Origin of the sequence: Amycolatopsis panacis, from assembly GCF_003600245.1 — a bacterium.
GTDB lineage: Bacteria > Actinomycetota > Actinomycetes > Mycobacteriales > Pseudonocardiaceae > Amycolatopsis > Amycolatopsis sulphurea.
Genome location: NZ_QZFV01000136.1, coordinates 1 through 21,612 on the forward strand (window position 1 = coordinate 1; position 21,612 = coordinate 21,612).

The following is a 21,612-nucleotide window of genomic DNA, read 5'->3' on the forward strand; positions in this document are numbered from 1 at the left end:
CCAGGGTGTCGGCAAAGTTCGTCGGGGACCCGGCAGTGGGCGATGCGGAGGTGTGTGCGACCACCTCGTAGGGTGCGCCGGACCGGTTTCGGGTCTGTGAAGGGACCCTTCACAGACTCAGAGTCCGTGAAGGGTCCCTTCACGGACCTCTACACCGACTTTGCCGGAACCCTGACCATCTTCCGGCCGTGGCCTCCAGGGCCGAGCCGCTCCGCAAAAGGATAGTGACTCTCCGTCGGACCCCGCCACTCGAACCAGCGAGCACTCGGCCACCCGGCCTGCGGTACCGCTCCGGCGAACTCTGGTGTTCAGTACCGACCGTGGAAACCAGCACAGAGACCGAGCACGTCGTCTTCGTGACCGAGGACGGGGTGCCCACCGGGGAGACCGGGCCGAAACTCGCCAGCCACCATGCCGAGACGCGGCTGCACCTGGCGTTCTCCTGCTACGTCCTGCGGCGCTCCGACCAGGCGTTGCTGATCACGCAGCGCGCGGAGCACAAGAAGGTGTGGCCGGGAGTCTGGACCAACAGCGTGTGCGGCCACCCGGCCCCGCAGGAACCGATGGAGGACGCCGTCCGCCGGCGGGCGGCCTATGAACTCGGCCTGCCCGCCATCGAGGACCTCGAGTGCGTACTGCCGAAGTACCGGTACCGGACGCCGCCGTACCAGGGGATCGTGGAGAACGAGTTCTGCCCGGTCTTCGTGGCCTGGAGTGAGCAGGAGCCGGAGCCGAACCCCGAAGAGGTAGGCGACTGGCGGTGGATCTCCTGGTCCGACTACGCACAGTTGCTTGGGGATCCTGAGGCCAACGTGAGTTACTGGGCCCGCGATCAGTTCGCGCAGCTCAGCGATCGGAAACCGTTTACCGGCCTCTGAACGGAGAACTCCGTTGCGTGACAACGGTGGAAGGCCGTCGTCCACTTGAGCGAAATTCACCTTCTTCGGTACCGACACCTCAAGACCCCGCACCTGTAGGACGACAACCAAGAGGTGGCGGAGGTGGGTGTGTCGGTGGAGGACGAGCTCACGGCAAGGACCTCGGAACCGGACCTGCTGGCGCTGCACGAGTCGATCGCGGACCTGTTCGCCACCCAGGGCGACTGGCGCCGGGCGTATCACCATATGCGGTCCGCGTTGGACATCGCGCGGGCCGGCAGTCTGCGTGATCCGCTCACGTCCAGTTACAACCGGCGTTATCTCGACCAGAGACTGCCCGATCTACCCACTTCCCGGGGACTCGCGGTGGCACTGGTCGATTTGGATCGGTTCAAGTCGGTCAACGACACGTACGGTCACCTTCTCGGCGACCGGGTGCTGTGCCGGGTCGCCGATCTCCTGCAGGAAGGGCTGCCGCCGGACGCGTTCTGCGCCCGGTACGGCGGCGAGGAGTTCGCCCTCGTCCTGCCCGAGACCGACCATGCGGGCGCGGTGCGGCTGGCCGAGGCCGCCCGCGCGCGGGTCGCCCGTCACCGCTGGTCAGAACTCCGGCCGGGGCTGCGGGTGACGATCAGCGTCGGCCTCGCGCACGGCCGGACCCCCGGACCGCACCAGCTGCGCCGGGCCGACGATCTTCTTTACGCCGCCAAACATGCGGGGCGAAACAAGATCGCCTACCAGGACAGCGAGTCCGCCCGGGTCGTTACATACTCTGAGTAATGAGCCTCGCGGACCAGATCACTTCGCTGAACCCGATCTTCACCTGTTCGTCCGCTTCTGGACTACGTAGGTCGACGCAAGGTGAAGAATTTCCCGGGAGGGTGTCGTCACGAACGGCGGGTATCCGTACGATAACGAAAAGGTCGCGCGGAACGACGTGTCCGGGGAGACCCGATCACCTGGGACCGGGTTCGCAGGCGAGCCAAGGCCCCGGCCGCCACCCTGAACTGCGAGAGGAGACCGAGTGCCCGACGAGCACGACCCCACTGGCACCGGTCGGCACTCCGATCCCGCTCCCCGCCGCGGCCGCCGGCGCTCCATGGAAACCCACGGCGGCATCAGCGTTTCCGACGTGGTCGCCCGGCACACCGGCGAACGCCCGATCTTCGACAGCGACCCCGGCGCAGTGCCCCCGAACGGCACCGGCCCGGCCGCGAACGGCGCGCCCTCCGGAGCCAATGGCGCCCATCCCGGTGTCAACGGCACGGCTCCTGGCGTCAACGGCACGGCGTCTGGCGTGAACGGCAGCGGCGCGCCCCTCCCCGCAGACGGCAGCGGCCCAGGCACCAACGGCTCCCACGCCGCGAACGGCAGCACCAGCCCGCGCGCCGGCGGCACCTCCCGTGCCGCGAACGGCACCGGCCCACACGCGAACGGCTCCCGCCGTGCCGCGAACGGCACCAGCCCGCTCGCCAACGACACCTCCCGCACCGCGAACGGCACCGGCTCAGTGCCCCCGAACGACACCGGCCCGGCCGCGAACGGCAGCAGTGACCACGAGACGGGCGGCCCCCTCGGCTCGCACAGCGCCGCCCCCGGCACGAATGGGACGTCCTTTCCCCCCAACGGCAAGAACGCCACCCACCGCACGGACCCCCGCGCGCGAATGGCCGAGCCCAACAGCCACTACGCCGACCCCCCGCCGGCCGTCTCTCGCCATGCCGACCCCGACGCGAATCTTCCCGGCGGCGCCCACTCCACGGACTCCGACGCAGGCCTGCCCAGCAGCGGCCACTTCACCGGCTCCGACGCAGTCCTGCCCGACGCCTACTTCGCCGCCCAGGACCCGGAACTCGCCGACCCCGACGTGAGACCGGCCCAGCCCAACGCCGACCCCGGCGCAAGGCCGGCCGAGCCCGGCACGCACGCCAAAGCGCCCCGCGCCGACTTCGCGTCCGACCCCCGCAACGCAGAACTCGGCGCACGCTCGGCGGAACACCTCGCCCCGCCCGATCCCGGCGGCCACCGCGCCACGAACGGTCACCCCGCGAACGGCGCCCATCGATCACCGGACCTCCGCGGGCCAGACCCGGCACCCGATGCCCACCGATCACCTGACTTCCGCGACCCGGCCGACCTCGTGCCCGGTCGTCACGGGCCTGACCGCCTCGCCGACCCCGCACCCGGGCATCGCGGACCGGACTTCACCGATGGCGAGTTCGAACCGGGTTTTCCGGAGCCGGCCAACAATGTCGACAAAGCAATAGGTCCGCCACCGCGGCGGCACGGTGCCGGGCGCAGGCGTGCCGATGGCGCGGGCCCCGAGCCGGGCCCGGCCATCGAGCCGGACGGCTTCGACGGAGCCGGGCCGGAGTTCGATCCGCCCGCGCCCGGGCGGCGAAGGAACGGCTCGGGGATGCCTCCCCGGCCACGGCGTCCGCAGGCCAACGGCGCGTTGCCCCCGGAACCACGACGTCCGGTGGATGCCGGATTGCCTTCCGGACCCCGATATCCGGGCGACGAGCCACCGCTGCCGGACAACGGGATGCCCACCGCCGGACCGGACGGGGGCAGGCCGCGTGGCGGACCACAGCCGCCGGGACCACCGCAGTTCCACGGCCGGGCGTTGCCGCCAGACCCAACGCGGCTGGGCGACGGACCGTTGCCTCATCCGGACGACCAACCACCAGGACCGTCGCATTCCCACGGCGGACCACGGCCCCCAGGACCGCAGCGACGCAACGCCCGGCCGCCACGACCCGATGCAGGCCGTCCGAACGACCGACCAGTGCCCCCGGCAGACCAAGCGGGCCTTGTCGACGGCCTGCCGCCGGGGCCACAGAGACCCGACTTCCGGCCACCCGGGCCGCCGGGACTCAATGCCCGCGCGCCACGGCCCGAACCGGGTCAGCAGAGCGACGGACCATACCCAGGCGACCAACCGCTGCGATCCCACGACGGACCGCCGCCATCCGGACGACCGCGACCCGATGCCCGGCCGCCGTTGCCCGGCCCGGATCAGGCAGGCGAACTCGCGCCCGGACCTGCACTGTCCACAAACGACGGACCGCGTCGACCGGGTGGCGCTGCTCGTCGCGCGAATGGTTACGGGGACGGACCGTTCGAGCCGTCGGCGCCGGACGAAACGTCCACTTCGGACGGAGGTATGCGGCCGACCGGGCGGCGTGGCCGTGCGCCGGAAGGAGTGCGCGGCGAGGCTCCGCAAGGTGCTGACGGTGCGTCGGATTTGGAGCGTACGCAGATCTCGGCCGCCCTTGCGCCGCAGTCGGGTCCTGGCCCCGGCGGCAGGCCCGGGGACAGCGAGGCCAACCGGCCGGTGCTCGACGGTGAACAGTCAGAGGCCGAGCGCACCCGGGTGTCGCAGGCCGTCAGGAACGGGCGGAAGACCCGGGCTGGACGCAGGGGCCGGCCTGGCGCCGAGCAATCCCGGCCGAACCCCACGCCGAACGGCGAGCAGACCCGGCTGAGCCCGATGGTGGGTGGCGAGCAAACCCCGGCAAGCCCCATGCCCGGCCGCGAACCTGCCCAGGCAGGCCGCGACCAGACCCGGATGAACCCCATGCCGGGGCGCGAACAAGTCCAGGCGAGCCGCGCGCCAGGTGCCGAGCAAACCCAGCTGAGCCCCCAAACAAGCCGTGAGCAAGCCCGGCCAGGTCCCCACCCGAACCGCGAGCAGACCCAGGCAAACCCTGCGCCGGGCGGGCAAACCCGGCTGACCCCGGTGCCGAACGCCGAGCAAACCCGGCTGACCCCGGTACCGGACGGCGAAAACCCCGCACCGGACGGGGAAGCAGCCGCGGCCGACCCGGATCGGACGCAGCTCGCGCCCGCGGTGGGGCCGCTGGGGAAGCGGCGGCCCGCCCTGCGGCCCCCGCCCCCGCGCGGCGAGCAGGACCGGCTCATCATGACCGACGAGATGGAAGCGATCGACGAGGCGACGCAGTATCGCCGCAAGATCGATCACAGCCTGGCCCGCTTCTCCGCGGCGCACGACGACGCGGCGGCCGAGGAGACCAAGCGGCGGGAACGGCTCGAACGGTTCACCTCCCGGCCGGTGGCCCTGCTGGAGCAGACGCGGACCGCGCTGCACCGGGTCGTCGCGCCGGGTACCGGGGAAAAGCCGGACGAGCAGGCCGACGAGCAGCAGGCCGAGAAAACCCCGCAAACCCGGTTGCAGGAAAAGAAACAACGGAACCTCGCGCGCAGTGCCCGGATCGGCCGGATCGCGCTGATCGTGCTGTCCGCGCTGGTCCTGCTCGGCACCGGGATCGCCTGGGGCGCGGTGAACTGGTTCGACGCCAAGTTCACCCAGGTCGCGGCGCTGGACGAGAACTCCGCGGACATCCTGAACGCCGACGCGCAGGCCAACGACGAGAACTTCCTGATGGTCGGTTCGGACACCCGCGACGGGGCGGCCGCGGAGGAAGGGGTCGGCACCGCGGGCAGCACGCCGGGTGCCCGGTCGGACACGATCATGGTCGCGCACGTGCCCGCGGACCGGAAACGGGTCGTGGTCGTCTCCTTCCCCCGGGACCTGGAAATCGACCGGCCGGACTGCAATCGCTGGGACCCGGCCAAATCCGCGACCACTGACGAGGTGGTGGCCGCGCAGAAGGTCGCCAAGCTCAACACCGCGTACGCGGTCGGCGGGCCACAGTGCGTCACCAAAGTGATCCAGAAGATCAGCGGCCTGCGCATCAACCATTTCGTCGGAATCGACTTCAACGGGTTCAAGGGCATGGTCGACGCGGTGCACGGCGTGCCCATCCACAATGCGCAGCCAATCGACGATTCGGTGCTCGGCAAGGTGTTGCTGGAGACCGGCGACGTCACCATCTCCGGCGACCAGGCGTTGAACTTCGTGCGGGCCCGGCATGTGAAGGGCGATCCCACCTCCGACTACGGCCGGATCAAGCGGCAGCAGGCGTTCATCGGGGCACTGCTGAAGAAGGTGATGTCCTCGGACGTGGTGTTCGACCCCGGGAAGCTGTCCGGCTTCATTACCGCGTTCGCACAAGCCACCTTCGGTGACAACCTGGGGGTACAGCAGATGATGACACTCGCCCAGTCGATGCGCGGCCTCGATCCGAGCAAGATCGACTTCATGACCGTGCCCACCACCGGGATGGCCAACAAACGCGGGAACGAGGTGCTGGTGGAAGGGAAGACCAAGAGTCTCTTCGACGCACTGCGCGACAACACTCCGTTGCCCGACGACAAAAACGCGCCAGGGCCGTCGTCGACCGCCTCCGGCGCGGCGGGCGGCGCCAACGCGGCGAAGCCGGGCGACCCGGCCCGCTGACCCGCTGGATTCGTTAGGCCGGGTTCACGCGCGGTTCACCCGGCGATGCGGTATTCGCGCTGCACACACCGTAGGGTGAGGGTATGCGTGAGGCCTACCAAGTGGAACTCGAACAGCTCGCCCAGCACCTGGCCGCAATGTCGGCGCAGGTCGCCGAGGCCATGGAGCTCGCGACGAGGGCACTGCTCGAAGTGGACCTCGGCCTTGCCGAGCAGGTGATCAGCGACGACGCGAAGGTCGACGACGCACGCGCCGAATGCGAGGAGCAGGCGTACGCGTTGCTCGCGCTGCAGGCGCCGGTCGCCACCGATCTGCGCACCGTGCTCGCCGCGATCCACGCGGCGGAAAGCCTGGAGCGGATGGGCGATCTCGCCCTGCACGTGGCCAAGGCGGCCCGCCGGCGGCACCCGGACCCGGTGCTGCCCGAAGCGGTGCGTCCCTACTTCACCGAGATGGGCGGGGCCGCGGTGAAGCTGGCCCGCCAGGTCGAACAGGTCATCCAGACCAAGGATGTGGCCGCCGCCAAGGATCTCGAGGCCGCCGACGACCAGGTCGACGACATCCACCGGCACCTGTTCACCGTGCTGATGGACCGCGAATGGCCGCACGGCGTGGCCGCCGCGGTCGACGTGACCCTGCTCGGCCGCTTCTACGAGCGCTACGCCGACCACGCGGTGTCCGTGGCGAAGCGGATGATCTTCGTGGTGACCGGGCGGATGCCGGGCTACGGCTCGGACGAGGACCTCACCGTCTGACCAGGATCTCCCGCGGCGTGACCGCGCGACCCCGAGGGGTAAGAGAAAACCGCCACCGGCCCCGGTGGCGGTTTTCTCTTACCCCGCAACGAAACTCGACTCTCGCCACCCTCCACCCTGGCCCGAAGGCTGTGAAGGGAACCTTCACGGACTCTGAGGCTGTGAAGGGTCCCTTCACAGACCCGAAACCGGTCCGGCGCACGCCACGAGGTGGTCGCACACACCTCCGCATCGCCCACTGCCGGGCCCCCGACCAACTTTGCCGACACCCTGGACGCAGAGTCCGTGAAGGGACCCTTCACAGCCTTGCCAACGGAGGTGAGCGGGTGCGCGAGGGAAACAACGGCCGCCCCGGAAGGCAGGAACCAGGGCGGCCGCAGTGTCCGAAGTGGATCAGCCGAACCGGCCGGAGATGTAGTCCTCTGTGGCCTTCTCATCCGGGTTGGAGAAGATCTTCTCGGTGTCGTTCAGCTCTATCAGGTTGCCCGGCTGGCCGACGCCCGCCAGGTTGAAGAACGCGGTCTGGTCCGAGACCCGGGCCGCCTGCTGCATGTTGTGCGTCACGATGACGATCGTGTAGTCCTTCTTCAGCTCGCCGATCAGGTCCTCGATCGCCAGCGTCGAGATCGGGTCGAGCGCGGAACACGGTTCGTCCATCAGCAGGACGTCCGGCTGCACCGCGATCGCGCGGGCAATGCACAACCGCTGCTGCTGACCGCCGGAAAGGCCGCCGCCGGGCTTGTTCAGCCGGTCCTTGACCTCGTTCCACAGGTTCGCGCCCCGCAGCGCGCGCTCGGCGACCTCGTCCAGCTCCTTGCGGTTCTTCATGCCGCCAAGGCGAAGCCCGGCCACCACATTGTCCTTAATGGACATTGTGGGGAAGGGGTTGGGCCGCTGGAACACCATGCCGATGGTCCGGCGCACCTGCACCGGATCCACCGCGGAGGCGTAGATGTCCTCACCGTCGAGCAGTACCTCGCCCTCCACCCGGGCGCCGGGGATCACCTCGTGCATCCGGTTCAGCGTGCGCAGCACGGTCGACTTGCCACAACCGGACGGCCCGATGAACGCGGTCACGTTCCGCGGCGGAACGTTCAGCGTGACGCTGTCCACGGCGTGGAACTTGCCGTAGTAGATGTCCAGGTCCTTGACGTCGATTCGCTTGGCCATGACTCACTTCTTCTTCGGGGCGACAAGGCGGGAAAAGACCGTGGCGAGCAGGTTGATCAGCGCGATGATGAGCACCAGTGTCAACGCCGCGCCCCAGATCCGGTCGAAGCCGACGCTGCCCGGGTCCATCGAATTGGTGGCGCGTTCGTTGTTCATCACCAGCGGAAGCGCGGCCTGCTCACCGGAGAAGATGTTCCAGTTCACGTACGCGGAGTAGCCGACGAGCACCAGCAGCGGCGCGGTTTCACCCATCACCCGGGCCAGCGCCATCATGATGCCGCCGATGATGCCGGACAACGCGGTGGGCAGCACGATCTTCATGATCGTCTTCCACTTCGGCACGCCCAGCGCGTAGGAGGCCTCGCGCAGGTCGTCCGGCACGATCCGCAGCATTTCCTCCGCGGAGCGCACCACCACCGGAATCATCAGCAGCACCAGGGCCAGCGACACGGCGAACCCGCTGCGGGGCAGGCCGAGCGTGGTGATCCACAGCGCGTAGATGAACAGTGCGGCCACAATGGACGGAACACCGGAGAGGATGTCCACCATGAACGTGGTGGCCTTGGCCAGCTTGCCACGGCCGTACTCCACCAGGTAGATCGCCACCAGCAGACCGATCGGCACCGCGATCACCGCGCACACCAGCCCCTGCAGCAGGGTGCCGATGACCGCGTGCAGCACGCCGCCGCCGACCTCGTCCGGCAGCACCGAACCGAAGTCCTCGGTCCACCAGTTGCTGAACGGGAGCCGCTTGATGCCGTTCGCGATCACCGTGTACAGCACCCACACCAGCGGGACCACGGCGATCAGGAAGGACAGCCACACGAGCACGGTGGCGAACGCGTTCTTGACCTTGCGGCCGGCACTCACCTGCTGGAAGGCCGGCGTGGCCGCGGGCCGTTCAAGCGTGGTCGACATGCTCAGTCCCCCTTCTTCGCGATGATGGACCGGGCGCCGAAGTTGACCAGGAACGTCAGCACGAACAGCACCAGACCGGCCGCGATGTAGGCGCCGGCCGAGGTGGGGTTGTTGAACTCACTGTAGTTCGCGGCAATCTTCGAAGCGAACGTCGCGCCGCCGTCGAACAGGCTCCAGTCGAAGTTGCGGCCCTGCGGGATGAGCAGGATCACCGCCAGCGCGATGGTTTCGCCGAGTGCGCGGCCGAGGCCGAGCATCGAGGCGCCGATGTAGCCCGCCTTGCCGAAGGGCAGCACCGTGGTGCGGATGACTTCCCAGCGGGTGGCGCCGAGCGCCAGCGCGCCTTCGATGTGCGGCCGCGGCGTGCGCTCGAACACCTCGCGCGAAAGCGAGGTGATGATCGGCAGGATCATCACGGCGAGCACGATGCCCGCGGTGAAGATCGTGCCGCGCACGTTCGGCGCGACGTTGCCCGGCGCGAACAACGGGAACCAGGAGAAGGTCTCGTTGATCCAGTGCGAGAACGGCTCGATCGCCGGGGCGAACACCAGGATGCCCCACAGGCCGAAGATGATCGAGGGCACCGCGGCGAGCAGATCCACCACGTAGGCGAACGGCCGGGCGAGCCGGGCCGGCGCGTACTGGGTGAGGAACAACGCGATGCCCAGCGAGATCGGCATCGCGATGATCAGCGCGACGACCGAGGTCGCCACGGTGACCTCGGCGAGATCGGCGATACCGAACGCCATGTTCGCCGGATCGTTGGTCGACCATCCGTGGTTGAACAGGAAGTTCGCCTTGTTCGCCCGCAGCGCCGGAATGGCCTGGATGACCAGGAAGATCCCGATCAGGCCGATCAGCGCCACGACGAAGATGCCGGACCCGGTGGTCAGGTTCTGGAAGATGCGGTCACCGGCCCGCACCTTCTTCGGCTTCGTGTCCTCCGGCGGCGCGGAGGGCGCCGGCGGGGCTGGGTTGTCCGAAATCGGATCCTCCGGGAACGCTCGGGAGGACGACGAACGCCCACCGGTGTCGCCGGTGGGCGTTCGCGTCCAGGGTGATTCGCTCATCGCCTGTCCTGGCAGGGGTGCGCTAGTGGCGCAGTCTGGTCAGGAGATCGCCTTGACCGCGGTCAGCACCTTCTCCTGCAGACCCTGCGGGATCGGCACGTAACCCTTGGCCGACAGCGGCTGCTGCCCGTCGGTCGCGGACACCGTCAGGAACGCCTTGACCGCCTTCGACACGTCCGCGCTCGAGTACTTCGAGCAGACCAGCTCGTAGGTGGTCAGCAGCAGCGGGTAGGCACCCGGCACGTTGCTGGCGTAGATCGCCTTGAGGTCGAGCGCGAGGTCGTTGGAGCCCTCGTTCAGGAACTTCGCCGCGTCCAGCGCCTTGGCCACGTTCTCCGAGGTCAGCGCGACACCGCCGGAACCACTGTCGATCAGGGCCGGGGTGACACCGTCCTTGGCGAACGCGCCCTCCACGTAGGTGATCGCGCCGTCTGCGCCCTTGACCGTGCTGGCCACGCCGTTCGAGCCCTGCGCACCGTTGCCGACGCCGCCGTTGAACTTCTTGCCCGCGCCCTGGGTCCACACGTCCTTCGCGGCCGCGCCCAGGTACTTCTGGAAGTTGTCGGTGGTGCCCGACTCGTCGGAGCGGGAGACGACCTGGATCGGCTTGTCCGGCAGGTTCAGGCTCTCGTTGCCCTTGACCGCCTTGATCGCCGGGTCGTTCCAGTTCTTGATGCCGCCGTTGAAGATCTTCGCGATCACGGTCGGGGTCAGCGTCAGCTTGTCCACGCCGGAGAGGTGGTAGCCGACCGCGACCGGGCCGACGACCATCGGGATGTTCCAGGCGGGCGAGGCGCAGCGCTTGGTGGCGCCTTCCAGATCCGCGGCGGTGGCGGGCGAGTCCGTGCCGCCGAAGTCGACCTGGCCGCCGTTGAACTGCTTGACACCGGCACCGGAGCCGCTCGCGGTGTAGTTGACCTGCTGGCCACTGCACTTCTTGCCGTACTGCTGCTTGAAGATTTCGATGGCGTTGTTCTGCGCCGTCGAACCCTCGCCGGACAGCGGGCTCTTGCCACCGCAGTCGACCTGCGCGGTGCCGGTCGCGGCGGGCGCGCCCGAGGTGGTCCCGCTGTTGGACGCGGCGGGGTCGGAACCACAAGCGGCGAGCACCAGAGCGGCGCTCGCCACCACGCCGACGGCACCCAGGGGCCGCATGATCTTCACTGCATTTCCTCCACTCGGCAGAGTTGCCTCTTGGAATCCGGGCCGGATCGGCGGCGGTCCGCCTGTCCGGATTCGGACACTAGGCAGCCCCGGTGGACGGTCACCCTTGGTCAGGTGAACTAAGGGTGAACAAGATACGGGGTGTGATCAGCACTACTAGACCGAACGAGTGGCGTAGCCAAGTCGTGATCGGTCAGTGTGCAGAACGTAACACGGCGGGCCGAGCTTTGGCGATCGTGATCACTGACCGTACTGAACGTCGATTTCGAAACGGGTAAACCCCAATTTCCTATATACCGCCAGCGCAGGAGCGTTATCACCCTCGACGTAGAGGATCACTTGGCGTAATCCCCTCGATCGTAGGTAGCGAAGACCGGCGAGCGTCAGGGCTTTGCCGAGACCGCCACCCTGCGTATCCGGATCCACCCCGACGACGTACACCTCCCCGATCGGGTCACCGCCGAATCGACCGGCCACCGGATCGTGCACCTTGGTCCAGTGGAAGCCGAGGACCCGCTGCCGGTCGTCCTCGGCGAGGAAGAAGCCGGCCGGATCGAACCACGCCAGCCGCTCCTCGGCCCGCAGCTCGGCGACCGTGAGCGCGCCCTGTTCCGGATGCCAGTCGAAGGCCCGCGCGTTGACCGCGATCACCGCCTCCTCGTCCTGCCCCGGCACGAACGCCCGCAGCCGGATTCCGCCGCGCAGCACGGGTTCGGGCCACTCCGCGGACTCCGCGTCGGCGTGCAGCACCATCAACTCACGTGCGCGGGCGAGGCCCAGTTTCGCGGCGAGCGCGGCCGCGCCGGGGTGATCGCCGTGTGCCCACACCCGGAATCCCGCTGCAGCACGCTCAACGAGCGCCCCCGCGAGCGCGGTGCCCACGCCGTGACGGCGGTGCGCGGGATGCACGATCAACTCCGCGACCTGGTGCCCGTGCGCGTCCCCGTCGAGGTCCAGGTGCAGGTACCCGGCCGGTTCACCACTACGGTGGGCAACCAGGTGCAGCCCGCCGGCGAACTCACGCGGCAGCGGACCGGCGGGATCGACCTCCGGACGCCCGTCCTCGGCCCGCGCGGCCCGCAGCACCTCACGGATCCCGTCGACGGGTTCGGCAGTCCAGCCACTCACCTCGATCACACGCCCGACCCTACCCAGCGTTCAAGGCTGTGAAGGGACCCTTCACAGCCGCTGCGACCGTGAAGGGTCCCTTCACAGCCTTCTTCCTAGCGGGTGGGAGCCGGGGCGGCGGGAACGGCCGGGGAGACCGGCTTGCCGCCCTTGACTGGGCGCTCGAACTTGTACCCGACGTTGCGCACGGTGCCGATCATCTGCTCGTGCTCGGGGCCGAGCTTGGCGCGTAGCCGCCGGACGTGCACATCGACCGTGCGAGTGCCGCCGAAGAAGTCGTAGCCCCAGACCTCCTGCAGCAGCTGTGCACGGGTGAACACCCGGCCGGCGTGCTGGGCGAGGTACTTCAGCAGCTCGAACTCCTTGTAGGTCAGTTCAAGCGTGCGGCGGCGCAGCTTCGCGGTGTAGGTGGCCTCGTCGATCACCAGATCACCGACCCGCAGTTCGGCCTCGGCCTGACCGCTGGCGCCGTCGCGAGTGGTGACCAGGCGCAGCCGCGCGTCGACCTCGGCCGGGCCCGCGGTGGGCAGCATGATGTCGTCGGTGCGCCATTCCGCGCTGAGGGCGACCAGCCCGCCCTCGCCGACCACGGCGATGACCGGGGTGCCGATCTCGTCCTCACCGGCGCCCTTGAGCAGCCGGCAGAGGCTCTTCGCGGAGGCGAGGTCGCTGCGCGCGTCCAGCAGGATCACGTCCCGGTGCCCGGCGTCGAGCAACGCCGTCACCTCGGGGGCGCGCACGCGTACCGTGTGCGGAAGCAGGTCCAGAGCGGGCAGCACCGAAGTGGCATCGGCTTCCGCCGTCAGTACCAGAAGGTCCAGGCTCATCAGCCGCACCGCCTTGTCAGAATCATCGCCTCGAACGTGGCGCCGGTCGGTGCTGAGTGAGAATAGCGGGTGAACGGGCCTGGTATCCAGCTCGTGCTGGATCGATCACACCTGGGTGAACGCCCCGGGCGACGAACAGGAGAACGCAAGCGATGGTGGACAGCAGGCCCGTGCGACAGGGCGACCGACCGGCCCCCCGGCCGGGACCCAGCCGCCGCGGACGGCGCGTGCGCCGCTGGGTCATCGTGCTCGGCGTGCTGGTAATTCTGCTGGTGGGAGCCGATTTCGGGGCGGCGGCCGTGGCCGAGCACGCGATCTCCCAGAAGGCCCGCGCCCAGCTCAACCTCAGCGACGACCCGTCGGTGGAGATTCACGGGTTCCCGTTCCTCGCCCAAGCCCTCTCGGGTGACTACAGTCACGTCACCGTGTCCGCGGACGGCGTGCCGGTCGGCGACAACCTGCGTGACGTGCGGGTGAGCGCGGAACTGGAGGACGTCACCGCGCCGCTGTCGGACATCGCCTCCGGCAACACCAAGTCGATCAAGATCGGCAAGCTCACCGGCGGGGTCACCATCAAGGCCGCCGACATCGCGCGAATCTCCCCGCTGGACAAGATCCAGAACCTGAAGATCAGCCAGTCCACCGCGTCCTACGTGAAGTACGGCGACACCGACCAGGGCAACCAGCCCGACCCGACGCCGACCAACGCGGCCGGCGACCCGGTCGACGGCACCACCGCGGGGTTGCGCCTGTCCGGGGACGTGCAGGTGGCCGGGCAGAAGGTGGAGATCTTCTGCTTCGCGCTGATCCAGCTGAAGGGCAAGAGCATCTCAATCGTGCCGCACCGGTTGCAGTTCGGGAATGACCAGTCGACCACGACCGTTCCGGATGCTGTGCAGAAAGCGTTGATGCCGAACTTCCACGCCTCGATCGACACCAGCACGCTGCCGCTCTCGGTCACCCCGACCGCGGTGCGCGTGGACAGTGGTTCGGTGACGATCAAGGGCGAGGCGACCGACCTGAGCTTCGCCGACCTGTCGGTCGCGAAGACCCCGAGGGGATGAGTGTCCGGTGACCGGAGCCTGGGTACTGCTGGGCACGCTGGCCGTCGCGGCGCTGGCGGGATTCCTGCTGAAGTCCCGCAACGGGCGGATCCGGCAGGTCAGGCCCGCGCCGGAGAGCGTCGAAGCACCCGCCGCCCGGCTGCCCGCCCCGGTCGCCGAGGTCCTCGATCCGGCATCGGCCGTCACGCTGGTGCAGATCTCCACCACGTTCTGCGCGCCGTGCCGGCACACCCGGGTGATCCTGTCCGCGCTCGCGGACAGGACGCCCGGGCTCACGCACGTCGACCTCGACGTGACGAATCAGCCGGAAGTGGCGCAGGCGCTGTCCGTGCTGCGCACGCCGACCACGCTGGCGCTCACCCCGGACGGCCGTGAGGTGCTGCGCGTCAGTGGCTTGCCGAAAGCCGCCAAACTGCTGGAAGCGCTCCGCCCGCACCTGGCGGCCACCGCCTGATACCGGATGTTTCCCAGCATCTGGAACTCGTCTCAAGGTATGAACATGGTTCCCGCGGTGAGGGAGCACTGGGTATTCTCGCTGCTGTGGACGAGCTGCCCATCACACTCCTGACGCAGCGCCGCGCAGTGGATCTGTGCCGCGTGCGCAGCAGCTTGTGTCCGCAGGCCGCCGGCTGCCGCTGAAGCACGGCTCGCCTTCGCGTTTTCTCGCCGCGTGCCTTTCGCACGCTCTTTTCCCCTCGCACCAGCAGGAGGAACCATGCCCGCCGGACCGGCCGTCGACCCGCGAGGTCCCAGGTTCGCCGCCATCGTGACCACGGTGGTGCTCGCCGTGGTGCTCGTGACGCAATGGTGGCCGTTGCTCGCGCTGCAGACCGTGGTCTTCGCGATCGGCGCGTTCGCCGGGCTCAAGCCGGCGCCGTACTCGGTGGTCTACCGGCTGCTCATCGCGCCGCGGCTGGGTCCGCCTGCCGAGCGCGAGGACGCCGCCCCGCTGCGGTTCGCGCAGGCGGTCGGGTTCGTGTTCGGGCTGATCGGCACGATCGGTTTCGTCGCGGGACTGGCTCCCCTCGGCGTCGTGGCGACCGCGTTCGCCGTGTTCGCGGCCTTTCTCAACGCCGCGTTCAATTTCTGTCTCGGCTGCGAGATGTACCTGCTGATCAAGCGTTTCAGCCCGGCACGGGCGTCGTAAGCAACCATCCCCAGAAAGAGAGTTCGCTCCATGAGCCGTGAAGACGTCCTGGTCACCACCCAGTGGGCCGAGGAGAACCTGGACACCCCCGGCGTGGTGTTCGCCGAGGTCGACGAGGACACCACCGCCTACGACGCCGGGCACATCCGCGGTGCGGTGAAGCTCGACTGGCGCACCGACCTGCAGGACAAGGTGCGCCGCGACTTCGTCGGCAAGGAAGATTTCGAGAAGCTGCTGTCGGAGAAGGGCATTTCCAGCGAGGACCGGGTGATCCTCTACGGCGGCAACAACAACTGGTTCGCCGCCTACGCCTACTGGTACTTCAAGCTCTACGGCCACGAGAAGGTGCAGCTGCTCGACGGCGGCCGCAAGAAGTGGGAACTCGACGGCCGCGAGCTGAACTCCGACGAGGTCAAGCGCGAGCCCGCCACCTACCGGGCCAAGGACCAGGACGCCTCGCTGCGGGCCTTCCGCGACGAGGTCGTGCAGTCCATCGGCGCGAAGAACTTCATCGACGTCCGTTCACCGGACGAGTTCTCCGGCAAGCTGCTCGCCCCGGCACACCTGCCGCAGGAGCAGTCCCAGGTGCCCGGCCACATCCCGGGCGCGTTGAACGTGCCGTGGGCGAAGGTGGCCAATGAGGACGGCACCTTCAAGTCGGAGGACGAGATCAAGGAGCTGTACGCCGACGCGGGCATCGACGAGTCGAAGGCCACCATCGCGTACTGCCGGATCGGGGAGCGCTCGTCGATCGCGTGGTTCGCGCTGCACGAGCTGCTCGGCTACGCCGACGTGAAGAACTACGACGGTTCATGGACCGAATACGGCTCGCTGGTCGGCGTGCCGGTCGAGTTGGGAGCCAAGTGATGGCGGCAGACGACGGCTGCGGCGCCCCCGTGCAGGAGGCGACCCCGGCGGACTTCGACACCAACGGACAGGTGGTGCTGGCCGGCAAGGTGACCGGTGCCGCGGGGCCGGTCGGCGGCGCCTTCGTCCGCCTGCTCGACGGCGGCGGCGACTTCGCCGGCGAAGTGGTCTCCTCGGCCGAAGGCGACTTCCGCTTCTACGCGGCGGCCGGTGCGTGGACGGTGCGCGCGCTGCACCGTACGGGCAACGGCGAGGCCTCCGTCACCGCGGACGGCCCCGGCCTGCACCAGCTGGCGATTTCGGTCGCCTGACGCCGGAAAAGCTGTGAAGGGACCCTTCACGGACTCAGCGTCCGTGAAGGGTCCCTTCACAGCTTTCGGGGTTGGGGGGCGCGTGGGTGGTGACTGTGCTCACCAGGGCGGCCCACGCGAGGACGGGAGCGGCGCAGCGGGTTATTCTCCTCGTGTGGAAGCCCTGTTTACGACCTTGCTGATCATCGCGGGCGTCGCGATCACGTGGTTCGCGGTCTACGTCGTCTACCGGCTGTACGCCGACCAGCGCTGAACCGTATGACCACGAGTGGCGACGAAGCCATCGCAGCAGCAGAGGAACGCGCGGCGAGCACGCGCGATCGCAACCTGCCGTTGTGGGACGACCTGCCGATCCCGAACGACACCGCCAACCTGCGCAAGGGCGAGGACCTGAACGAGGCCTGCCTCGCGCTGCTGCCGATGGTCGGCGTGTGGCGCGGCGAGGGTGAGATCTCGTACCCGACCATCGACGGGCCGATCAAGTTCGCGCAGCAGCTCACCGTGTCCCACGACGGCCGCCCGTTCCTGATCCACGAGGCCCGCTCGTGGCTGGTGAACGAGGACGGCAGCGTAAAGCGCCCGGCCGCCCGCGAAACGGGCTTCTGGCGGCCGCAGGAGGACGACACACTGGAGCTGCTGCTGTCGCACAGCTCCGGGGTCGTCGAGCTGTTCTACGGCAAACCGCGCAACCAGACGTCCTGGGAGCTGGGCACGGATGCGGTCATCCGCACCGCCACGGCCAAGGAGGTCACCGGCGCGCAGCGGCTGTATGGCCTGATCAACGGCGACCTCGGCTACGTCGAGGAGCGCGCGATGATGGGCCAGGAGATGCAGCCGCACGCCTCCGCGCTGCTGCGCCGCGTGGTGGGTTGAGACCGCTCCGGAGCAGCTGATGCGGGCGCTGGAGATCGTCGCGACCGGCCCGCTCGCGCTCGTGCAGGATCTCGGCCGTCCCGGCTACGCGCACCTGGGCGTGTCACCCTCGGGCGCGCTGGACATCTCCGCGCTGAAACTGGCCAACCGGCTGGTCGGCAATGCCGAAGACGCCGCCGGTGTCGAGACCGTGCTGGGCGGGCTGGCAGTCCGCGCGACGGCGTCGTGCACCGCCGCGGTGACCGGTCCCCCGGTGGCAGTCGCGGTGGACGGCCGCGAGGTCGGCTCGCACACACCGGTGCCGGTCCGCGCCGGCCAGCTGCTCACCATCGGCACGCCGGCGACCGGATTACGCTGCTACCTCGCCGTTTCCGGTGGTCTGGCGGTGGCGCCGGTGCTGGGCAGCCGTTCCCGGGACGTGCTCTCCGGCCTCGGACCGGATCCCCTCGAACCCGGCATGACGGTGCCGCTCGGCCCGGCGACCGGCGTCCCGAACGGCGCGGACGTGGTGCCTGGAACGACCGCGCCGACCGAACTCGTCGTCCCGGTGCTCCTCGGCCCACGGGACGACTGGCTCGCCGACGCGGCGTCCGGACTCAGCGCCAGGTGGACGGTCACCGCCCAAGTCAACCGCGTCGGCCTGCGGCTCGACGGCCCGCCGCTGCGGCGGGCGCGCACCGGCGAGCTGCCCAGCGAAGGCATCCTGACCGGCGCGATCCAGGTGCCGCCGGACGGCCTGCCGCTGATCTTCCTCGCCGATCACCCGACCACCGGTGGGTATCCGGTCGCTTGCACAGTGAGACGGACATCACTCGACGCACTCGCGCAGGCACGCCCTGGAACCTTCGTCCGGTTTCAGCCGTCCTTGGCAATGTGGAACGGGTAACAATCACCGGCGGTACAGGTTTCCTGGAGCTGAACACCGGCGGGCGCGTGGCGCTGCCGCCGTCGCTACGGATCGCGCTCGCCACCGGGCAAGTCCGGCGCCCGCTGGCGGACACGCTGCGTGAAATGCTGGCCCTGCTGGTCGACGGGCACTACCGGCTGAGCGGGCCGCACCGGATGGCCGAAGCCGACGAACTCGTGCCGGTCACCGCCTGGCCGGATCACGACGCCGGCCGGGTGTCCTACTACCGCACGGCGATCCGCGCCGGCCACCGCCCGGTGGCGATCGTGCTCGCCGGGACCCGTCCGCTGCTGCTCGACGGGCACCACAAGATCACCGCCTACCGGGCGGAGGGCGTCCCACCGTCCGTGGTGCTGATCAGCGCGGCTCAGCCCGAGTACACGGACTCGTAAGCGGCCCTCAGTTCCCGGTGCACCGCAGTCGAATCAGGCAGTGCGACACCGTCGAGTGTGTGTACGCGGGTCACGAGGCGTACGGAGGACGTGAGGAACAGCCCGTCTGCCTGCGCGAGGTCGGCGGCGGCAATCGGCTCCACCTTCACGGTCCAGCCCGCCTTCTCCGCACCGCGGAACAGCGCGTACTGCGTCGTGCCGGGCAGGATGCCGATGGTGGACGGCGGCGTGTACAGCGTCCGGTCCTTGGCCAGCACGACAGTGGAGGTCGGGCCTTCCAGCACTGAACCATCCGTCGCCGTGAAAATGACGTCCTGAGCACCGCGACGCGCGGCCTCACGCAACGCGGCCATGTTGACTGCGTACGAGATCGACTTCGAACCCAGCAGCAGCCACGGCGCACGCTCGGCGAGATCGGGGGCGAAGCCGCGCTCCAGCGTCACGACGGACACGCCGTCCTCGCGCGCCTGTCGAATACTCGCGTCGACCGCCACGCCGAGAGCGAACGCTGTCGGCGTACCGGCCGGGTCACCGTCGACACCGCGCGTGTACACGAGCTTCAGCGCAATATCCTGGCCCTCCGGCCACGCGTCGATCACCGCGCGGGCGGCGCGTTCGAAGCCGGCGAGGTCCGGTGCCGGAAGCTCCAGCATCGCCGCGGAACGGGCGAGTCGGTCGAGGTGCGGACGCAGTTCCCGGGCCTTTTTGCCCGCCACAAGGATGGTCTCGAACACTCCGTCTCCGCGAAGCAGCCCGAGATCGTCCACGCGGAGGTGGGCGGCTTCGGAATCGGCCAAGGAACCGTCTAGGAATGCAAGGACGCGCATGAGGTCACGGTACTCACGCGCGGAAATTCCTTGGCCCTGAGGGAGCAAACGCCCGCGGTCGCAGAGATACGCTGGGGACATGCCGTATCGCTCGCCGTTGCTCGAAGCTCCCCGCGTGGTCGCGCCGCCCGAAGGACATCCCGAAGCCGGAGTGCCCTGGCATTGGGGGGATCCCTTCGCCGAGCAGCGCACCGCCACCCGCGGCGTGGTCGTGATCGATCGTTCGCACCGGGAGATCATCGCGGTCCGCGGTGAGGAACGGCTTTCCTGGCTGCACTTGCTGATCTCGCAGCACGTGACCGAGCTGGCCGAGAACACCGGCACCGAAGCACTGGTACTCGACAGCCAGGGCCACATCGACACCCACGTCGTGCTCGCGCACACCGCCGGCACAGTGCACCTGGACAGCGATCCCGGCCCGGTCGCCACGAGCGCGTTGCCCAAGGGCGGCAAGCAAACGCTGCTCGAATACCTGGAAGCGATGAAGTTCTGGGCGAAAGTGGACATCAGCGACGAGACCGGGGAATTGGCGCTGCTGACCGTGCTCGGCCCGGACAGCGGCAAGGTGCTCGATGTCGAACTCGGCGCCGCACCGTACGCCGCGGCCGCGCTGCCCGGCGGCGGCTTCGCGCGGCGGATGCCGTGGCCGACGCGCGACGCGGTGGACCTTGCCGTACCACGAGATCAGCTCACCCAGTGGTGGCAGCGACTCACCGACGCGGGCGCGCGCCCGGCCGGCACGTGGGCCTTCGACGCGCTGCGCGTGGAGTCCCGGCACGCACGCCTCGGCGTCGACACCGACGAACGGACCATCCCGCACGAGGTGGGCTGGATCGGCACGGCCGCGCACGTGGCCAAGGGCTGCTACCGCGGGCAGGAGACGGTGGCGAAGGTGCACAACGTGGGCCGCCCGCCGCGCTACCTGGCGCTGCTGCACATCGACGGCTCGCCGGAGATCACCCCGGAGACCGGAGACCCGGTGCGGCTCGGTGAACGCGTGGTCGGCCGGATCGGCAGCGTGGCCCAGCACCACGAGCTGGGGCCGATCGCGCTCGCCCTGGTGAAGCGGTCCGTACCCGCCGCCGCCGAGCTGCTGGCCGGTGCGGAGGACCGCGTCGTGCAGGCCGTGGTCGATCCCGACTCGGTGCCCGGCGAGCATGTCGCGCCCGGCCGCGAAGCCGCGCAACGGCTTCGCGGGTGACTCGGCAGTAGCGTCCCCGGGAAATGTGGAGCAGGATGTGCCCGTGATCGAAGTTCGTCCCGGCGGGCGAAGGCGGATCGACCGCGTACTCGCCCCGGGATACCTCACCGGCCTCGGCGACCTGTCGTTGTCGGTGCTGCGCGAACGGCGGGACGAGGCCGCGCAGGAGGAGACCGACCTGTCCTATCTGCGCCGGCTGCTGCACGCGCGGATCGACATCGTGCGCGCGGAACAGCAGCGTCGCAGCTCCGGTGGCGAGAGCAGCATCGTCGACCGGCTCGCCTCGATCCTCGCCGACAACGCGCTCGGCCCGGCCACCGGTTCGGGCAGGCACCAGCAGCTCGAACCGTCCCGGGCCGGTGAGCACCGCCGGCACGCGGAGGCACTCATCGGCAACACCGACTTCACCGACGTCGGGGCGTTGCCGGACGAGAAGCTCGGCGCCGCGCTGGAGACGTACACGGCCGAAGAGGGCTCGGTGTCCGACGTCCGACGCCAAGTCCAGAGCGTGATGGACGCGCTCAACGCGGAGATCGCCGCGCGCTACCACAGCGGCGCGGCCACTGTGGACGAGCTGCTGGACACCGAGCTGGGACGCTCGGCCGAATGACCCCCGACCCGGTACTCGACGAGCGAAGTCGGTGATGGGCACCTTCACGGACGCTGAGGCCAGGGTGTCGGCAAAGTCGGTGTAGAGGTCCGGCGCACGCCACGAGGTGGTCGCACACACACCTCCGCATCGCCCGCTGCCGGGCCCCCGACCAACTTTGCCGGGGCCCTGGACGCTGAG

The 21,612-nt window shown here is 69.2% G+C and carries 21 protein-coding genes; 14 read left to right on the forward strand and 7 right to left on the reverse strand.

The annotated features are described in order from the left end of the window. Positions 1-320: 320 nt before the first annotated feature. The 4 genes from idi (at position 321) to phoU (ending at position 6,956) form a co-directional block, all read left to right on the forward strand. The gene (idi, locus tag D5S19_RS28780) at positions 321-878 is read left to right on the forward strand and encodes an isopentenyl-diphosphate Delta-isomerase (RefSeq protein ID WP_120026512.1); all 558 of its coding nucleotides are present in this window, start codon (positions 321-323) and stop codon (positions 876-878) included. Positions 879-992: 114 nt separating this feature from the next. After that, positions 993-1,658: a GGDEF domain-containing protein gene (locus D5S19_RS28785; protein ID WP_233574225.1), complete on the forward strand. Its 666-nt coding sequence runs from the start codon at positions 993-995 to the stop codon at positions 1,656-1,658. Positions 1,659-4,803: 3,145 nt separating this feature from the next. Further along, positions 4,804-6,201, forward strand: coding sequence for an LCP family protein (locus D5S19_RS28790; RefSeq protein WP_233574228.1), 1,398 nt, complete (start codon positions 4,804-4,806; stop codon positions 6,199-6,201). A gap of 83 nt (positions 6,202-6,284) precedes the next feature. Further along, positions 6,285-6,956 carry a phosphate signaling complex protein PhoU gene (gene phoU, locus D5S19_RS28795; RefSeq protein WP_120026513.1) on the forward strand — a complete coding sequence of 224 codons (672 nt, stop codon included), beginning with the start codon at positions 6,285-6,287 and terminating at the stop codon, positions 6,954-6,956. 393 nt (positions 6,957-7,349) lie between these two features. Here the strand turns inward: phoU and pstB are convergent, their stop codons facing one another. The 6 genes from pstB to D5S19_RS28825 form a co-directional block, all read right to left on the reverse strand. Further along, positions 7,350-8,126, reverse strand: coding sequence for a phosphate ABC transporter ATP-binding protein PstB (gene pstB, locus D5S19_RS28800; RefSeq protein WP_120026514.1), 777 nt, complete (start codon positions 8,124-8,126; stop codon positions 7,350-7,352). Between the two features lie 3 nt (positions 8,127-8,129). Further along, positions 8,130-9,044 carry a phosphate ABC transporter permease PstA gene (gene pstA, locus D5S19_RS28805; protein WP_120026515.1) on the reverse strand — a complete coding sequence of 305 codons (915 nt, stop codon included), beginning with the start codon at positions 9,042-9,044 and terminating at the stop codon, positions 8,130-8,132. 2 nt (positions 9,045-9,046) lie between these two features. After that, positions 9,047-9,967 carry a phosphate ABC transporter permease subunit PstC gene (gene pstC, locus D5S19_RS28810; protein ID WP_120026530.1) on the reverse strand — a complete coding sequence of 307 codons (921 nt, stop codon included), beginning with the start codon at positions 9,965-9,967 and terminating at the stop codon, positions 9,047-9,049. 186 nt (positions 9,968-10,153) lie between these two features. Continuing rightward, a complete protein-coding gene (gene pstS, locus D5S19_RS28815) occupies positions 10,154-11,278 on the reverse strand; it encodes a phosphate ABC transporter substrate-binding protein PstS (RefSeq protein ID WP_120026516.1) in 1,125 nt (374 codons plus the stop codon). Positions 11,279-11,518: 240 nt separating this feature from the next. After that, complete coding sequence (gene mshD, locus D5S19_RS28820) at positions 11,519-12,415, reverse strand: mycothiol synthase (protein ID WP_120026517.1); 897 nt, start codon at positions 12,413-12,415, stop codon at positions 11,519-11,521. Positions 12,416-12,501: 86 nt separating this feature from the next. Further along, positions 12,502-13,233: a winged helix-turn-helix transcriptional regulator gene (locus D5S19_RS28825; RefSeq protein ID WP_199730757.1), complete on the reverse strand. Its 732-nt coding sequence runs from the start codon at positions 13,231-13,233 to the stop codon at positions 12,502-12,504. A 227-nt stretch (positions 13,234-13,460) separates the two neighbouring features. On the opposite strand from D5S19_RS28825, the gene D5S19_RS28830 reads away from it, so the two are divergent. The 8 genes from D5S19_RS28830 (at position 13,461) to D5S19_RS28865 (ending at position 18,794) form a co-directional block, all read left to right on the forward strand. Then, positions 13,461-14,297, forward strand: a complete 837-nt coding sequence (locus D5S19_RS28830) for an LmeA family phospholipid-binding protein (RefSeq protein WP_233574226.1) — start codon at positions 13,461-13,463, stop codon at positions 14,295-14,297. A gap of 7 nt (positions 14,298-14,304) precedes the next feature. Further along, entirely contained in the window at positions 14,305-14,751 is a 447-nt protein-coding gene (locus D5S19_RS28835) for a TlpA family protein disulfide reductase (protein ID WP_120026519.1), read from the forward strand. Between the two features lie 261 nt (positions 14,752-15,012). Next, a complete protein-coding gene (locus D5S19_RS28840) occupies positions 15,013-15,444 on the forward strand; it encodes a DUF4395 domain-containing protein (RefSeq protein WP_120026520.1) in 432 nt (143 codons plus the stop codon). Between the two features lie 30 nt (positions 15,445-15,474). Continuing rightward, the gene (locus D5S19_RS28845) at positions 15,475-16,311 is read left to right on the forward strand and encodes a sulfurtransferase (RefSeq protein WP_120026521.1); all 837 of its coding nucleotides are present in this window, start codon (positions 15,475-15,477) and stop codon (positions 16,309-16,311) included. After that, a complete protein-coding gene (locus D5S19_RS28850) occupies positions 16,311-16,622 on the forward strand; it encodes a DUF1416 domain-containing protein (protein WP_199730758.1) in 312 nt (103 codons plus the stop codon). Before D5S19_RS28845 ends, D5S19_RS28850 begins: the two co-directional genes overlap by 1 nt. 258 nt (positions 16,623-16,880) lie before the next feature. Continuing rightward, on the forward strand, positions 16,881-17,495 hold the full coding sequence (locus D5S19_RS28855) for an FABP family protein (protein WP_120026523.1): 615 nt from the start codon (positions 16,881-16,883) through the stop codon (positions 17,493-17,495). A 19-nt stretch (positions 17,496-17,514) separates the two neighbouring features. Beyond that, the gene (locus D5S19_RS28860) at positions 17,515-18,381 is read left to right on the forward strand and encodes a 5-oxoprolinase subunit C family protein (RefSeq protein WP_120026524.1); all 867 of its coding nucleotides are present in this window, start codon (positions 17,515-17,517) and stop codon (positions 18,379-18,381) included. Beyond that, positions 18,369-18,794 carry a hypothetical protein gene (locus D5S19_RS28865; protein ID WP_120026525.1) on the forward strand — a complete coding sequence of 142 codons (426 nt, stop codon included), beginning with the start codon at positions 18,369-18,371 and terminating at the stop codon, positions 18,792-18,794. The genes D5S19_RS28860 and D5S19_RS28865 overlap by 13 nt, the downstream gene beginning before the upstream one ends. Here D5S19_RS28865 and D5S19_RS28870 read toward each other — a convergent pair. Beyond that, entirely contained in the window at positions 18,770-19,621 is an 852-nt protein-coding gene (locus D5S19_RS28870; protein WP_120026526.1) for an aminodeoxychorismate lyase, read from the reverse strand. The two genes, D5S19_RS28865 and D5S19_RS28870, sit on opposite strands and share 25 nt — an antisense overlap. Positions 19,622-19,700: 79 nt before the next feature. Here D5S19_RS28870 and ygfZ point away from each other — a divergent pair, with 79 nt between their 5' ends. After that, complete coding sequence (gene ygfZ, locus D5S19_RS28875) at positions 19,701-20,822, forward strand: CAF17-like 4Fe-4S cluster assembly/insertion protein YgfZ (protein ID WP_120026527.1); 1,122 nt, start codon at positions 19,701-19,703, stop codon at positions 20,820-20,822. Positions 20,823-20,865: 43 nt separating this feature from the next. Further along, positions 20,866-21,432 carry an RsiG family protein gene (locus tag D5S19_RS28880; RefSeq protein WP_120026532.1) on the forward strand — a complete coding sequence of 189 codons (567 nt, stop codon included), beginning with the start codon at positions 20,866-20,868 and terminating at the stop codon, positions 21,430-21,432. The last annotated feature ends 180 nt before the right edge of the window (positions 21,433-21,612 follow it).